The organism is Streptomyces sp. NPDC018947, from assembly GCF_044390505.1.
Classification (GTDB): domain Bacteria; phylum Actinomycetota; class Actinomycetes; order Streptomycetales; family Streptomycetaceae; genus Streptomyces.
The window spans coordinates 1-16,027 of the sequence record NZ_JBIRZD010000007.1 but is presented as its reverse complement, the minus strand read 5'-3'; the positions used below and the strand labels follow the sequence as shown (position 1 = coordinate 16,027).

Sequence of the window (16,027 nt, the reverse complement as noted above, 5' to 3'; positions counted from 1 at the left end):
CCTAACTGGTGGGGGGCAGCTCCTTGTGCTGGTCGCGGTGGGGTACGCGACGGAAGAGCAGGTCGTTCACGACATGTCCCTTGTCCAGTCCCTGGCCCTCGAAACGGGTCAGCGGGCGGTGGGCCGGGCGGGGCGCGAAACCGCCGTCGGGCACGGTGTTCTCGAAGTCCGGGTGCGCGGTGAGGACCTCGAGCATCTGCTCCGCGTACGGCTCCCAGTCGGTGGCGCAGTGCAGGAGGGCGCCCGGCGCCAGGCGGGACGCGGCCAGGGTCAGGAACTCGGGCTGGATCAGGCGGCGCTTGTGGTGCCGCTTCTTCGGCCAGGGGTCGGGGAAGTAGACGCGCAGGCCGGCGAGGGAGTCGGGGGCGAGCATCTCGCGCAGGAGGATGATCGCGTCGCCGTTGCCGACGCGGATGTTGGACAGGTGGTCGCGGTCGGCGAGGCCGAGGAGATTGCCCTGGCCGGGGGTGTGGACGTCGACGGCGAGGATGTTGGTGTCCGGGTCGGCGGCGGCCATCTGGGCGGTGGCCTCGCCCATGCCGAAGCCGATCTCCAGGACGACGGGGTTGGTGTTGCCGAACATCTCGGCGAGGTCGATGACGTGCCGGCCGTCGATGTCCAGGCCCCACTTCAGCCACAGGCGCTGCAGCGCGTCCGCCTGGCCGGCGGTGACCCGGCTGCGGCGGGGCTGGAAGCTGCGGATCCGCCGCTCGAAGTGCGACCCCGCGGGGTCGGGCTTCGGCCCGTCGGGGAACCGGGGCTCGCCCTTGGCACGGGGGGAGGGGGGCGGGGAGTCGGGGGCGTGGCGGGAATCAGACACAGTGCGTCGATTTTACGGCGGGGGTGGGTGTGCGGGGTGCCTGCGGGTGCCTGCGGCGCCTGGGTGGGGGTGCCTGCGGCGCCTGTGCGGGTTCGGTGGGGGTGCGCGGTGCGCGTTCGGTGGTCTTGTGGGTCGGGGCCGGGTCGGGGGGTGTCCGTCCTCGGAACGGCGCGGAATCGGTCGGCCACAGATGTGCCGGCGTTGACGCGCCAACCGCTGCGGGCGGACACTCCCCGACCCGTCCCCTTCCCGCCGTACGCGGCTGCGGGCCGTCGTCGCCTGCCCCCGGCTCCCGCCGTCCCGCCGTGGCTACGGGCCGCTGCGCCGCCGTAGCTACGGGCCGCCGCGCCGTCCTAGCTGCGGGCAGTCGGGCGGGCGGTGGGGGTACCCCCGCTCGAGCGAAGCCGGGAGTGGGGGAGGCACCCTTCCAGCGCCGGGCGCGCGACCCACCCCCGGCCCGCACCCACGCCGGGCGGCGGGGCGACGCCGGCTCACGTGGCGGGGCTCACCCTGCCGCCAGCACGGCCAGTGCCCTGCGGGCCACCTCCCGGCCGATCGGCAGTGCCGCCGTCGCGGCGGGGGACGGTGCGTTCAGGACGTGCACCGCGCGGGCGCCCTCGCGGACGAGGAAGTCGTCCACCAGCGTCCCGTCCGCCAGCACCGCCTGTGCCCGCACCCCCGCCGGCGCCTCCACCAGGTCGTCCTCCGTCACCGCCGGCAGCAGTCTGCGCACCGCCGAGGTGAACGCCCCCTTGGACAGCGACCGCCGCAGCTCCCCGGCGCCGTATCTCCAGTGCCGGCGGGCGATGTGCCACGAGCCCGGCCAGGCGAGCGTCGCGCCCAGCTCGCGGGGCCGGAGGACGCCCCAGCCGTAGCCCTCGCGGGCCAGCGCCGGCACCGCGTTGGGCCCGACGTGCACGCCCCCGTCGATGCCGCGGGTCAGATGCACGCCGAGGAACGGGAACGCCGGGTCCGGCACCGGGTACACCAGTCCCCGCACCAGCTCCGGCCGCGCCAGCTCGTAGTACTCGCCCCGGAAGGGCACGATCCGCATCCCCGGGTCGTCCCCCGTCATCCGCGCCACCTCGTCGCAGTGCAGCCCGGCGCAGTTGACCAGGACCCGGGCGCGGAGCACCTCGCCGGAGCGGATGCGGACGGCGACGCCGAGATCCGGCCGCCGGTCGACGCGCAGCACCTGGGCGCCGTAGCGGATCTCCGCCCCCGAGGCACCGGCGAGCTGCCGGGCCACGCCCACGTAGTCGCAGACGCCGGTCGTCCCGACGTGGATGGCGGCCAGGCCCCGGACCTCCGGCTCGTACTCCTGGATCTGGGAGGCGCCCAGCTCACGCACCGGGATGCCGTTCTCCCGGCCGCGCTGCACGAGCGCGTGGAGCCGGGGCAGCTCCGACCGGTCCGTGGCGACGATCAGCTTTCCGGTGACCGCGTGGTCGATGCCGTACTCGGCGCAGAACTTGACCATCTCGGCGGCGCCCCGCACCGCGTAGCGGGCCTTCAGCGAGCCGGGGCGGTAGTAGACGCCGCTATGGATCACGCCGCTGTTGCGGCCCGTCTGGTGGCGGGCCGGGCCCGGCTCTTTCTCCAGCACCGTCACGCGCGTCCCCGGCGCGGCGCGGGTGATCGCGTACGCCGTCGACAGGCCGACGATCCCGCCGCCGATCACCAGCACGTCGCAGTCGTACGCGATGCCGGTCCGCACTCGTTCCATCTCCCGGCCCACCTCCCGGCTCCGATAGTGCACTGCGCCACTGACAATGCCCTCAAACCCGTGGGCGCGGGGTCAGGCCGGGGTCACCAGGAGCGGGCGGGCGCGTTCACGGAGCTCGGCCACGCGGGGCTCGTCGCCGTAGGGCTCCAGGCGGTGCAGGAGATCCCTCACGTACTCGGTGGTACGGGCCGAGGAGATACGCCCGGCGACCTCGACCGCCCGCACGCCCTGCTCGCAGGCCGCGTCCAGGTTGCCGGACTCCAGCTCGGCCACCGCCGAGACGACGAGCCGCAGTCCGTGCGAGCGTACGAACTCCTCCGTCGGTTTCGACAGGGCCTGCTCGGTGAAGCGGCGCACCTGGCGTGGTGCCTTCAGGTCGCGGTAGCACTCGGCCGCGTCGGCGGCGAACCGGTCGTAGGAGTAGAAACCCAGCCAGGACGGATCGTTGTCGCCCGGTCGGGCGCGTTCCAGCCAGCTCTCGGCGGCCTTCAGGGCGGCGCCCGCCGCCGGTGCGTCACCCGCGCGCGCGTGCGCGCGTGCCTCGACCAGGCGGAAGAAGCTCATCGTGCGGGCCGTGGCCAGGCCGCGGTTGCGTTCCAGGGCGGCCTGGGCGAGGTCCACGCCCTCGTCGCCGAAGCCGCGGTAGGTGGCCTGGAGGGACATGGAGGCGAGGACGTATCCGCCCAGGGGGACGTCGGCCGCCGCGCGGGCCAGGCGCAGGGCCTGGATGTAGTAGCGCTGGGCCGCCTCCTGCTGGCCGGTGTCGAAGGCCATCCAGCCGGCCAGGCGGGTCAGTTCGGCCGAGGCGCCGAACAGGGCGCGGCCGACCTCGTCGGAGTAGGAGCCGAGCAGCAGGGGTGCCGCCTCGACGCGTAAGCACTCGGGGACCATCGACGAACGCCAGTCCCCGCCGCCGTACTTGGAGTCCCAGCGCCGGGCGTCCTCGGCGGCCTCCCGCAGCTTCTGCACATCGCTGTGGCCGACTTTGAGCGGTGCGCCGGAGCCCTCGGCCGGGCTCGCCTCGCGCGCCACCGAACTGTCGGCCGGGGTTATCAGCCACCGCGAGGCGGGCGTCGCGTACGCGCTCACCGCGAACGATCCGGCGAGCGACTGCCAGATGCCGCCGGAGCCGGCCCGGCGGCCGGCGAGGTCGAGGCGGTACAGCTCGGTGGCGGACTTGACCGCCTGGCCGACGTCCCGCGGGAACGCGAGGCCCACCTCGGGGGCGGGATCCGCGTCCGCCAGGCCGATCTCGTGCAGCGGCACCGGGCGCCCGAGCTTCTGGCCGATGGCGGCGGCGATGAGGTGCGGCGCCGCACCCTGCGGCACCATGCCCTTCGACACCCAGCGCGCCACCGACGTCTTGTCGTAGCGAAGGGTCAAGCCCCGCTGCGCGCCGAGGTCGTTGACGCGCCGGGCCAGTCCTGCGTTGCTGATTCCCGCGAGGGCGAGAACGGCGCCGAGCTTTTCGTTCGGCCCGCGTTGCTCCCTGGACATGCGTCACCCCTCGACACAGACGGCTGCCGCGCTGGCATAACCACGCGGCATTCGTAAACCCAGCGTAGTTCGCCGCATCCCATGCGTTAAGAGGCATTGTTCCGGATGGCGGGATTGTGGTCCGTACGGAAGTCCGCCTCCTGTACGGACGGTGGCGGCGTGCTCCCGGTGTGTGGCCGTGCGCCCGCCCGTGCGCTCTTCTCCGGCCATCGGGGGAGCGGTTCCATGGCGGTGCGTGGGCCGGCCCGCTGTACTGGGTCCAGTGGGCTGGGGGACGCCGCCGCCTACATCCCCGCGGGCGGCGGACCGGTCCGGGAGGCGTGGCCCGTCTCCCGGACTGCGCGACGCCCGGCAGTGCGCAGAACCTGCACGGAGCGTGTTCAAAACTGTCTGTGTGACGTCGATTTGGCCGAAAATCACCCCCGATGGAGGGGTGCTTCAGCGCCCTCACCACGGAACTTGAGGGCGCGTTGGGTAGTCAAGGGGCGCGTTCTGGGGGCGCATTCGCGTCGCCGATCGAACCCCTCCAGCGGCCTTCGCTCCCCGACCGGAGCGCGGCGGGCGGGAGTTGGCGCCCTCGCGAGGGGAGCCGCGGGGGCGCATTCATGGGAGCACACACGGCTCCGCCGACGCTCCGCGGCGTGCCCTTCATGGCAGCATGGGGAACCAGTTCGTACGGTGCACTGGTTCCCCAGCCTGTGGAGGCGTCGATGCGGTGGTTGGTGGGGTGGAGCAGCACCGCCGTGGGAGCCGCGGGGAGCGCGGGGGCCGGCGGCTCCGCCGGTGCCACCGGGTACGACGGTGAGACGGTGCAGCCCGTGGGATCCCAGCTCCTGTGGGGTGACCCCGACCCCCTGTGGGCGGTCGGTGACTGGCGGCCCGACGAGGTGCGCGTCGTCACGGCCGACCCCCAGACCCGGATCGCCGTCCTCGGCATCTGCGGCGCCACCGACGAGCAGCTCCGGGTGGGGCTGTTCGCCGCACGCGGAGGAGCACTGCGGCACCTGACCGCCTGGCCCGGCAGCTACACCGCCGTCGTCCAGGTCGGCCGCCGCATCACCGTCTGCGGCGATCTCGCGGGCGCACGCCCCGTCTTCCACACCGCCTGGGCGGGCGGCACCGCCTACGCCACCGCCGCGCTGCCCCTCGCAGACCTCGTCGAGGCCAACCTCGACTTCGGCCACCTCGCCGCGCTGCTCGCCGCCCCCGACGTACCGGCCGCGCTGGACGACTCCACCCCGTACGACGGCGTGAAGCGCATTCCGCCGGGGCACGCGCTGATCCTGCGCGCCGGGGCGAGGGAGATCGCCGGATACGAGCCCGTGGCCTCGCTCGCCGTCGCGGCGCCCGCCGCGGACCCCGACCGGGCCGTGGACGGCGTGCGCGACGCGCTGGTGGAAGCCGTGCGGACGCGCCTCGCCGCGCCCCGGCACGTCCCCGGGGACGGCATCGACCCGGGTCCGGTGCCCGGCATGGGGCCCGCCGAACGGCGCGCGGCGCGCGGGATGCCGGTGCCCGGCATCGGCGCCGACCTGTCGGGCGGCCCCGCCTCGGGAACGCTCGCGCTGCTCGCCGCCGGGCTGCCGGGGATGCCGGGGACCCTGCTCGGGCACGGCACCGGGGCGGGGGAGCGGCTGCTCGCCGTCACCTTCAACGACCTGGCCGTCGGCGGGCGGGAGTCCGAGCTGGAACGGGCGGGCGTACTGGCCGCCAACCCGCGGCTGCACCACGTCGTCGTCACGGGCGGCGAGGACGTCCTGCCGTACGCCGCGCTCGACGTTCCCCTGACGGACGAACCCGGCTCCTGCCTGGTCTCGGCGGCCCGGCACCGGGCACGGCTGGCCGCGGGCAGCGCGGACCACTTCACCGGGTACGGGGCCCGGCAGGTGCTGGACGCCCATCCGGCGCGGCTGGCCGACCTGCTGATGGACCGCAAGCGGCGCCATCTCGTACGGCCCGTCGCCGCCATGGCCAGGGCGGACGGCTCGGTGCTGGTGCCCGCGCGCGTGTACGCCGCCGCCCGGCGGCTGTCCCGTACGTCCTACCGGGCGGGCGTCGAGGGGCTCGCCGAGCGGCTGCTGCGGCGGCGCTTCGACGAACTCGGCGGCTCGGGCGGGGGTGCCGGCGGGGCCATGGAGGCGTCGCTCGCCGTGCTCACCTGGGCCGGGCCCGGGCCGGCGGCGCGGTGGCTGACCGGAGAGGCGCTCGCTGAAGTATCGGTTCGCCTCCAGGCGTCGACGCAGCGGTCCGGGATCGGGCCGGGGCAGCGGCCCGGTGACTTCCGGGCGCGGGCTGCGCTCGCGCGGCAGGCGGCCGAGGTGCGGGTGCTGGAGCAGGCCGCCGAGATCCGCTTCCAGCGGCTGCACGCGCCGTTCCTCGACAACCAGGTCGTACGGGCCTGCCGTGCGCTGCCGGAGGCGCTGCGCGTCCAGCCCGGGGCGCGGGCGGCGATCCTGCGGTCGGTGCTGGAGGGGGCCGGGGTGAGCGGGCTGCCGAGCGGGTGGGGGGCGCCGACGCAGGCGCTGGCGGTGTCCGCCGCGCGGGCGGGGCTGCGGGGCGCGGCCGACTCGCTGCTGGCGCTCTTCGACACGCCGCTGCTCGCGGAGGCGGGGCTGGTCGAGGCGCGGGTCGTGCGCGAGGCGGTGCGCGGGGCGGCCGCGGGGGAGCCGTTGCCGTTGGACGGGCTGGCCGGGCTCGTCTCCCTCGAGCTGTGGCTGCGGCGGCTGCTCGCCCGGCGCGGGACCTGCTGGACCGGGACGCCGGCGCGGCAGCGGGCGGTGCCCGCGGGGATCGCGCCTCAGCGGGGGGCGCTGGGCGGGGCGGGGGCTGTGGTGCGGCGGGGGTAGGGCGACCGGGGGTGCCAGCGGGTGCCTGCGGCGGCTTGGGCCGGTTCGGTGCGTGGTGTTCCTGCGGGGCCTGTGGGGGTTCGGTGCTTGGTGGGGTGCCTGCGGCGGCCTGTGCGGCTCCGGTGGGGGTGCGCGGTGCGCGTTCGGTGGTCTTGTGGGTCGGGGACGGGTCGGGGGGGGTGTCCGTCCTCGGAACGGCGCGGAATCGGTTGGCCGAGATGTGTCGGCGTTGACGCGCCAACCACTGCGGGCGGACACCCCCCGACCCGTCCCCTTCCCGCCGTACGCGGCTGACCGTCGTCTCCCTACGCGCAGGTGAACCGGGACTCCACCCAGTCCGCCAGCGCCATGGTGTCCACGGGACTGTGCGGTTCGACCACCAGCCGGATCGTTGCGCGGCCCGTGATGTCCACGTGGACCGGTACGGGCACGTCGCCGCCCTTGATCATTCCGGAGTTCCAGAGTCGTACGCCGTCGGCCTCAACGGAGAAGTGGACCTTGCCGAGCTTCGCCGTCAGGTCGTCCACCCCGACCAGCGCGTCGTAGGACGAGCAGGTGCGGTTGAGGTCGATCGTGACGGAGGAGCGGCCGTGGACGGTGACGCCGTGCGGGTACCGGCGGTCGTCGACGGACAGGGCGGAGCGCTGCCACACCCAGGTGCTCTCCGCGAGTCGCATCTCGGGGCCCGTGCCGTCGCCGGTGATGTCGTACGGCAGTTCGCTCCACCGGTAGACGGTCGGGGCGGGCGGCGGCGGTGGCGGCGGTGGCTCTGTCGGAGACGGGGTCGGGGAGGGAGTGGGGGACGGGGTGGGCTTCGGGGGTGTGGGCGAGGTCGGTTTCGGGGTGGGCTTCTGGGGTGGGGCCGGGGCGGGGGAGGGCGCCGAGGGACGGGAGGGTGCGGGGGTGGGGGACGGTGCGGGGGGTGCCGCCGGGGGGCGGGGGGTGTGGTTCGGGGGTGTGGGGGTGGGTGGGGTCGGCTGTGCCGCGGGGGAGGAGGCGGGCGGGGCCGCCTTCGCGGGGGTCTTGGGCGGGGCCTCGTTGCCCGTCAGGGCGAAGACCAGCGCCGCCGCGGCGGCCACGGCCACCACACCGGTCGTGATGCCGGCCTTCACCGGTGCGCCCAGGCCCTCCGAGGTCGCCGTGCCGCCTCCCGCCGCGGCCGCGGCGCCGGCCGCGCCCGCGCCTCCGGCGACGAGCCCGGCCACCTTGGCGTACCCGGCGGCGCCGAACCAGCCGATGACCGCGACCGGGACCACGGCCGGGATGCCGCTCGCGACCTCCTCGATCTGGATGGCCGCCAGCCGGCACCTGGCGCATTCCTCCAGGTGCTTGCGCAGCCCCCGCTCCGCCCGGGTGCGCAGCCTGCCGCGGGCGTACGTGCCGAGCAGGTCGGTGTAGCGGGCGCACTCCTCGTCGGCGGCCATGGCGTCGCTGACGTGCTCCTGGAGATAGGCCTGTTTCAGGCCCTCGCGGGCACGGCTGGCGAGTACGCGGGTGCCGTTGGCGTCCAGCCCGAAGAGCACCGCCACCTCGCTCGGCGACTCGTCCTCGACCTCGGTGTGCCACAGCACGGCATGCCACCGCTCGGGCAGCGACCGGAACGCCCGCATGGCCATGGACTGCTCGGCCCGGTGCATGGCGCGCACATCGGCGCCCAGTTCCAGGGTGTCGTCGTCCGCCGGCTTGGCGGAGCGCGCGGACTGCGCGGCGAACACCGCGAAGTCGTCGACCAGATGCTCACGCTTGGCCGACTGCGTCCAGCCCGCGGCGACGCGCCGGACCGCCGTCAGGAGATACGCGCGTACGGCGTGCTCGGGGCCGGAACCGCCGCGCACCGCCTGGAGCACCCGGGCGAACACCTCGGCGGTGAGGTCGTCCGCGGTGTGCGCGTCCCGGCAGCACGTGCGCGCGTACCGGCGTACCGCGTCCGCGTGGCGTCGGTACAGCTCCGCGTAGGCCGTGTCGTCGCCCGAGCGCAACAGGACGATCAGCTCGGCGTCGGACGGCGGCGTCTCGCGCGGCGGCGGCAGCAGGCTGTCCTCGTGCAGCCCCCGCTGGGCCGGGACACCGCCCTGCCGCGGGACGCTCGCGGGGCCGCCCGGGCCCGGCACCCGTGGAGGTTCACCGGGTCCGTCACCGTGTGCTCCGTCCCGCCCGTCAACGCTCATCGCGGAAGCCCCCGCCGCCTGCCCACCCGAACACCGGGCCAGCGTGCCATATCGGCTTTTGGTCAGAAACCCGCGCGATGGGCGGTCACCCGTCCGTGGACTCCTGCCACGGTGCGGGGATGACGGTCACCCGTTCGGGGAAAGGGCCCCGTTTCGGCGGGAAGGAGCCGGCGTCGGCGGCGAGGCCCGCTCCCCCGGGTGCGGGACGGGACCGTGGCCCCGCCCCGCAGCGCCCGGGATCACGCGGGACGCGAGCGCAGGCCCTCCAGCAGGATGTCCAGCAGGCGTGCCGAGGCCGCCGCCTGCTGGGCCGCGTCGGGCAGCGCCGGCGCCGCCGTGGCTATCACCAGCAGGACGTCCGACACCGACACGTCCGGCCGCAGCTCACCCGCCTCACGCGCGCGATCCACGAGCCGGCCCACCACCTCCAGCAGCGCCGCCGCGCCGTGGTCGTCCTCCGCGCCGACGGAGGTCCCGGCGGGCGGAGCGACGGCCTGGGCCGCCTCCTCGGGCACCAGCCGCAGCTCACCGGAGCCCGGCTGCACCCGCTGCTGCGGCACCCGGGGCTCACCGGCCGCGGACGCGCCGTCACCCTCGTCCGACACCCCCACCCGCAGCACCTGCGGCGGCAGCAGGCGCCCGGCACCCGAGGCCACCGACGTGCGCAGGAACCGCGACAGCGCCGACCACGGCTCGTCCTCCTGCCCGAGCGCCGCCCGGGCCTGATCGGTGAGCCGGGCCGTCTCCTCCTCGGCGATCCGCCGCACCAGCACGTCCTTGCTCGGGAAGCGCCGGTACACCGTGCCGACCCCGACCCTGGCGCGCCGCGCCACGTCCTCCATCGGCGCGCCGTACCCCAGCTCGCCGAACACCTCGCGCGCCGCGCGCAGCACGTGCTCCAGATTTCGCTGGGCGTCCACACGCAGGGGCGCCGTACGCAACCCGTCCCCGCGTCCGCCGCCCGTCGCCGTGCTCACCGCACCGCCGGGCGCGACAGCGGACGACCAATGAGAGCCCTGAACATGCATAGACAATCCCCCGGTAATGACGTCTCCCCCCGGAGACTCTCCCCGCCATTGAAAGCCGGGTGCCACGGGACGGACCCGGTGCGGCGGACCGCCCGTCGCGGACCCCCCCTGAGCACATCCCCTACACCCCGTGGGACGAACATAGTTGAGCGGGAGTCAATTCAGAAGGGGCAGGTTCCGCACGGAGCGCCCCCCGATCGGAGTACGGGTCGTATACGCCCGGAATATGCCCCCTTCCCTGCACGGCTCCACCCCCGCTGACCTGCGCGGCCACTGCCGACCGTGAGGATCCGGCCAACCCGGGGCCGCAGCGGCCTCCGGTCACACAAATTGCCGGGGCTGTGGACAAACGCAGGCGGCGGGTGCGTCATGGGATGGTGAAGGAACGTGCGCGCATTCTCGTTGTCGGCGGCGGCTACGTCGGGATGTACACGGCCCTGCGGCTGCAGCGGAACCTGAAGGGGGAACTGGAGCGCGGCGAAGCGGAGGTCACGGTCGTCTCCCCCGACCCCTACATGACCTACCAGCCGTTCCTCCCCGAGGCGGCCGCCGGCTCCATCTCCCCGCGCCACGTCGTCGTGCCGCTGCGCCGCGTCCTCGGCCGGTGCCACGTCGTCGTCGGCGAGGCCGACGGCATCGACCACGCCGGCCGCACCGCCACCGTCAGCACCCTCGCCACCGAGGACGAGCGCACCGGGCCCCGCCGGCTGACGTACGACGAACTGGTCCTCGCGCCCGGCTCGGTCTCGCGCACCCTGCCCGTCCCCGGCCTCGCCGACCACGGCATCGGTTTCAAGACCGTCGAGGAGGCGATCGGCCTGCGCAACCACGTCCTCGAGCAACTCGACATCGCCTCCTCCACCCGCGACCCCGCTCTCCGCGACGCCGCCCTCACCTTCGTCTTCGTCGGCGGCGGCTTCGCCGGGGTCGAGGCGCTCGGCGAACTGGAGGACATGGCCCGCTACGCCGTCCGCTACTACCACAACGTCACGCCCGAGGACATGAAGTGGATCCTCGTCGAGGCCTCCGACCGGATCCTGCCCGAGGTCGGCGAGGACATGGGCCGCTACACGGTCACCGAACTGCGCCGCCGCAACATCGACGTACGCCTGGAGACCCGCCTGGAATCCTGCGCGGACCGCGTCGCCGTCCTCAGCGACGGCGCCCGCTTCCCCACCCGTACGGTCGTCTGGACGGCCGGCGTCAGACCCCACCCCCTGCTCGCCGCCACCGATCTGCCCCTGAACGACCGCGGCCGGCTCCGCTGCACCCCCCAACTGGCCGTCGACGGCGCCCCCCACGCCTGGGCCGCCGGTGACGCCGCCGCCGTCCCCGACGTCACCGCCGCGCCGGGCGGGGAGTGCGCCCCCAACGCCCAGCACGCCGTCCGCCAGGCCCGGGTCCTCGGCGACAACATCGCCCACGCCCTGCGCGGCGAGCCCCTCGACACCTACGCCCACAAGTACGTCGGCTCCGTCGCCTCCCTCGGCTTCCACCAGGGCGTCGCCCACGTCTACGGACGCAGGCTCAAGGGCTACCCGGCCTGGTTCATGCACCGCGCCTACCATCTGAGCCGGGTCCCCACCGTCAACCGCAAGGCCCGCGTCCTGGCCGAATGGGCCCTCGCCGGACTCTTCAAACGGGAGATCGTCTCGCTGGGGTCACTCGAACATCCCCGCGCCGAGTTCGAACTCGCGGCCGGTGGAAAGCCTTCCCAGGAACCCCCGCGCAACCCGAAGGGGTAGTCCTGACCGGACTCAGGAACTCCCCGCACCGGCCCGGCGTCTGACGGATGTCGGCCCGGTCGGCACCCTGCCAGACTGATCCATTACCGCGGGCGGGCCGCCGCTCACCCCGCGCGGCTCCCGGGCCCTGCCGGTTCCGGTACCGGCCGCCGACGACTACACGAGGCAAGGATTCGTGAACTTCACGCGCTGGAGCGCCCGACTCCCCGGAACGCAGCGCCGCGCCGCAGCGCGGACCGACACGACGCTCTCCCCGGACCGGCGGGCAGACGGCTCCGTGCCCACCGCCCGCGCCGAGCAGCTCACCGACGAGGCCCCGCCCGTCCCGGCGGTCGACGACCTGCCGGCGCGCGACGTCCTCGACCGCGTTCCCGCCCTCGTCGCCCTCCTCCACGGCTCCGACCACCGCATCTCCTACGTCAACGACGCCTACGCCACGGCCTTCGGCACCCGCCCCCTGGGCAGCCGGGCCCGCGAGGCACTCCCCGAGCTCGACGAACTCGGCCTCTTCCCGCTGCTCGACCAGGTGCAGCGCAGCGGCCGGTCCCGCACCCTCAAGTCCCGCAAGGCCACCGACGGCCGGTCCTACACCTTCACCTGCACGCCGGTCACCGAGGGCGACGGCGGCCGCGGCGTCCTCGTCTTCGCCACCGACGTCACCGACCACGCCGAGGCCGCCGAACGCCTCCGCGCGAGCGAACGCCGCCAGCGCGAGACCGCCGTCACCCTCCAGCGGTCCCTGCTCCCCCAGGGACTGGAGGAGCCCGACGACCTGCGCGTCGCCGCCACCTACCACCCCGGCGGCACCGAGGCCGCGGTCGGCGGCGACTGGTACGACGTGATCACCCTCGGCGGCGGACGCACCGCCCTGGTCATCGGCGACGTCATGGGCCGGGGCGTCCGCGCGGCGGCCGTCATGGGCCAGCTCCGCACAGCCGTACGGGCCTACGCCCGCCTCGACCTGCCCCCGCACGAGGTGCTCCAGCTCCTCGACGGCCTCGCCACCGAGATCGACGCCAACCAGATCGCCACCTGCGTCTACGCCATCCACGATCCCAACGAGGGCCGGCTGGTGTACGCCTCCGCCGGGCACCTGCCCATCCTGGTCTGCGACGAGAACGGCACCGTCCAGCGCGCCGACGAACCCACCGGGCCCCCGCTCGGCACCGGCGGCTGGATGCACGCGTCGGGCACCATCTCCCTGACCCCCGGCTCCACCGCCGTCCTCTACACCGACGGCCTGGTGGAACGCCGCAACGAGGACCTGGACGAGGGCATCGCCGCGCTCGAACGCGCCCTGGCCGGTGCGACCGGCAGCCCCCAGGTGATGTGCGACCGCCTGGTCCGCTCGTCAGGCGTCACCCCCGACCACGACGACGACGTCGCCGTCCTGGTCCTCCAGCACCCCGCCCGCAAGGGCGCCGAGGCCGAGCTGTTCCGCAACGCCGCACTGGAGCTGCTCGGCGGCGTGGAGGCGGCTCCCCGCGCGCGGGCCTTCGCCTCCGGCGTCCTGACGAGCTGGCGCTTCCCCGCGGACCTGCACGACCTGGGCGTCCTGGCCGCCAGCGAGCTGGTCGCCAACTCCCTCCAGCACGGGACGCCCCCGATGCGGCTGCGCCTGCGCCGCACCGACCGCCGGCTCATCATCGAGGTCACCGACGGCGACGACCACCTGCCGCGGCGCCGGCGCGCGGAACCGGCGGACGAGTCCGGCCGGGGCATCGCCATCGTCGCCACGATCGCCTCCAACTGGGGGTCGAGACGCACCCCGGGAGGCGGCAAGGCGGTCTGGTGCGAATTCCTCCTGCCGCAGCAGGGCACGTGAGCGCGGCGTACCAGCCGTGAGCCGTGACGGGCACCGGCCCGTCACGGCCTCGCTCACACCTCCGCGGTCGCCACGGCGCCGGCCGGCGCCCCGCCCTGCGTGACCACCCGGCTCCGCGCCAGCGACGGCTGGTTCTGCACGTCCGTGAGCTGCCGCCCCAGCCGCAGCGCCAGCACCGTGATGCCCAGCGAGAACAGCAGGAACGCCACGATGTACGGAGCGTGCAGCGAGGCACCGAGCGGCCCGCCCACGGCGGGCCCGATGGCCAGCGCGAGCTGCTTCACCAGGGCGAAGGCGGAGTTGTACTGCCCTGCCATCCCGGTCGGCGCCAGGTCGGCCACGAGCGGCGCCAGCGTCGGCGACAGCATCGCCTCACCCAGTCCGAACAGCGCGTACGTCGAGATGAACGCGGCCGTCGCCATCGTCTGGCTGCCGTGCCCGAGCCCGGCGTATCCGGCCACCGCCCACGCGACGGCCCAGATCAGACCCACGGCGGCGATCACACGGGACCGCTTCCGCCGCTCGACGAACTTCAGCACCGCGAACTGCGCGACCACGATCATCAGCGTGTTCGCCGCCAGCGCCGTACCCAGTGCGGAGGTCGAGATACCGGCGGCCTCGACGCCGTACGCGCTCAGGCCGGACTCGAACTGTCCGTAGCACGCGAAGAACAGCACGAAACCGAGCACGCAGAGCTGGACCATGGCGCGGTTGCCCAGGAGCTGCTTCCAGCTCCCGCCGGCGGACTGCCCCGGCGCGTCACCCACGTGCGGCGCACGCGGCGTCCGCACGGTCGCCATCACCACGACCAGCAGCAGGAACATCGCCGCCTCGATGGCGAACAGCAGGGTGAAGGACGCGGCACTCGTGGTGTCGACCAGGTGGCCGCCGATGAGACCACCGACGCCGAGCCCCAGGTTCTGCAGGAAGAACTGCATGGCGAAGGCCCGTGACCGCGTCTCCGACGAGGAGCAGTCCACGATCATCGTGGCGAGCGCCGGCTGCATCACGGCCTGGCCCGCACCCAGCGCGGCGGCGGCCGCCAGTACCGTGGTCGCGGTGGCCGCCAGACCAAGGCTCAGCGCACCGATCGCGGCGGTGACCAGGGCGGCCAGCAGCACCGGCAACGGACCCCGCCGGACGATGGCCCGTCCGGCGAACGGCAGGACGATCAGCGCGGCCACGGCGAAGACGGCGAGCACGAGACCCGCCGTCACGGAACCCAGTCCCCGCACCTGCGCCACATAGACGTACAGGTAGGGGACGGTGAAGCCGAGTCCGAACGCGCTGAGTGCGTTGCCCACGTGGATCCGGCGCATCGCGGCGCCCATTGCCCTGGTCACGTTCACCCTCTCTTGGGTCGCCAGCTCCAGCCCTTAGAGCTGAAGACTTAGAAGCTAAAGTTCGAAGCTAAAGAGTACATAACGAAGGACTTCAAGGCAAAGCAAGGGCGTGCCATACTGCGGCCATGGGCGACACCTCCGGCGCCGGCGAGCCGCCACTCGAAGAACAGATCGCCGCTTACCAGCGCGAGTTCCAGGACCTCGACCCCCAGGTGGAGAAGATCGTCTCGGCCATCTCCCGGCTCAACCGGCGCATGAACGTCGCGTACGGACGGCAGACCGCCGAGCTCGGCATCAGCAACACCGACTGGGAGGTCCTGAAGGCTCTCGTCCTGTCCGGAGCCCCCTATCAGCTCGGCCCCGGCGACCTCGCCAAGCGGCTCGGCCTGACCCCGGCCGCCATGACGCACCGCATCGACCGCATGGTGGCGGAGGGTCTGGTCACCCGGGAGCGCGACGAGACGAACCGGGTCCGCGTGATCGTCGAGCTGACGGCGGAGGGGCGCGAGAAGTGGATGGCGGCCATGCGCCTCGCCACGGTCTTCGAGGGGGACCTCCTCCAGGACCTCTCGGCCGAGGAGCGGACCACCCTCGGCGAGGTCCTCACCCGCCTTCTGCGCAGGGTCGAGCACGCCCAGCCCGACGCCGGCGGCCGGCTCAGCGACCTCGATTAAAAGATCTTGACAGGGATGCTTGACAGCCCCCTGGTGGATCCGTAAGGTTCTCCGGGTTGCCACCGAGCCGTAACGGTTCTCCGGCAACGACTTCCGCCGCGACAGCGGCACCCCACACCACCAGCACGACTCTCCCTCGGGACTGTTTCGGCGTGTCCGAATTCAATTTCCGACGGGACTCTGCGACCCACTCGACACCGATTGGGAAACGCCGGGAAAGTCCGCTAAGGTTTGGGACGTCGGAACGGCCCAACAGCCGCGAAGACAACCCCTTCTGACGGGGAATCAGAGCCCGAAAGGATCTGATAGAGTCGGAACCGCCGGAAAGGGAAACGCGAAAGCGGGAACCTGGAAA

General features: G+C 73.9%; 10 protein-coding genes. 4 read left to right on the top strand and 6 right to left on the bottom strand.

The genetic code is table 11. The features are described 5' to 3' along the window. Position 1: 1 nt before the first annotated feature. From trmB to ACH499_RS15085, 3 genes are all read right to left on the bottom strand, one after another. Positions 2–820 (bottom strand): tRNA (guanosine(46)-N7)-methyltransferase TrmB, encoded by an 819-nt coding sequence (gene trmB / locus ACH499_RS15095; protein WP_399016059.1) that lies wholly within the window; start codon positions 818–820, stop codon positions 2–4. 505 nt (positions 821–1,325) lie between these two features. Then, positions 1,326–2,546 carry an L-2-hydroxyglutarate oxidase gene (gene lhgO, locus ACH499_RS15090; protein WP_399016057.1) on the bottom strand — a complete coding sequence of 407 codons (1,221 nt, stop codon included), beginning with the start codon at positions 2,544–2,546 and terminating at the stop codon, positions 1,326–1,328. 72 nt (positions 2,547–2,618) lie between these two features. After that, on the bottom strand, positions 2,619–4,043 hold the full coding sequence (locus tag ACH499_RS15085; RefSeq protein WP_356207396.1) for an MFS transporter: 1,425 nt from the start codon (positions 4,041–4,043) through the stop codon (positions 2,619–2,621). A 710-nt stretch (positions 4,044–4,753) separates the two neighbouring features. Here ACH499_RS15085 and ACH499_RS15080 point away from each other — a divergent pair. After that, the gene (locus tag ACH499_RS15080; protein ID WP_399016055.1) at positions 4,754–6,889 is read left to right on the top strand and encodes an asparagine synthase-related protein; all 2,136 of its coding nucleotides are present in this window, start codon (positions 4,754–4,756) and stop codon (positions 6,887–6,889) included. Between the two features lie 305 nt (positions 6,890–7,194). Here ACH499_RS15080 and ACH499_RS15075 read toward each other — a convergent pair whose 3' ends face one another. Together ACH499_RS15075 and ACH499_RS15070 are read right to left on the bottom strand one after the other, a co-directional pair. Then, a complete protein-coding gene (locus ACH499_RS15075) occupies positions 7,195–9,057 on the bottom strand; it encodes a sigma-70 family RNA polymerase sigma factor (protein ID WP_399016052.1) in 1,863 nt (620 codons plus the stop codon). A gap of 239 nt (positions 9,058–9,296) precedes the next feature. Beyond that, the gene (locus ACH499_RS15070) at positions 9,297–10,085 is read right to left on the bottom strand and encodes a TetR/AcrR family transcriptional regulator (RefSeq protein ID WP_399016050.1); all 789 of its coding nucleotides are present in this window, start codon (positions 10,083–10,085) and stop codon (positions 9,297–9,299) included. A 374-nt stretch (positions 10,086–10,459) separates the two neighbouring features. On the opposite strand from ACH499_RS15070, the gene ACH499_RS15065 reads away from it, so the two are divergent. Both ACH499_RS15065 and ACH499_RS15060 read left to right on the top strand, forming a co-directional pair. Further along, positions 10,460–11,830 carry an NAD(P)/FAD-dependent oxidoreductase gene (locus ACH499_RS15065; RefSeq protein WP_356207352.1) on the top strand — a complete coding sequence of 457 codons (1,371 nt, stop codon included), beginning with the start codon at positions 10,460–10,462 and terminating at the stop codon, positions 11,828–11,830. 175 nt (positions 11,831–12,005) lie between these two features. Next, positions 12,006–13,655: a SpoIIE family protein phosphatase gene (locus tag ACH499_RS15060; protein WP_399016048.1), complete on the top strand. Its 1,650-nt coding sequence runs from the start codon at positions 12,006–12,008 to the stop codon at positions 13,653–13,655. 53 nt (positions 13,656–13,708) lie between these two features. On the opposite strand, the gene ACH499_RS15055 is transcribed toward ACH499_RS15060, so the two are convergent. Next, complete coding sequence (locus tag ACH499_RS15055) at positions 13,709–14,986, bottom strand: MFS transporter (RefSeq protein WP_399016423.1); 1,278 nt, start codon at positions 14,984–14,986, stop codon at positions 13,709–13,711. A 137-nt stretch (positions 14,987–15,123) separates the two neighbouring features. Here ACH499_RS15055 and ACH499_RS15050 point away from each other — a divergent pair, with 137 nt between their 5' ends. After that, complete coding sequence (locus tag ACH499_RS15050; RefSeq protein WP_356207358.1) at positions 15,124–15,672, top strand: MarR family transcriptional regulator; 549 nt, start codon at positions 15,124–15,126, stop codon at positions 15,670–15,672. Positions 15,673–16,027 lie beyond the last annotated feature (355 nt).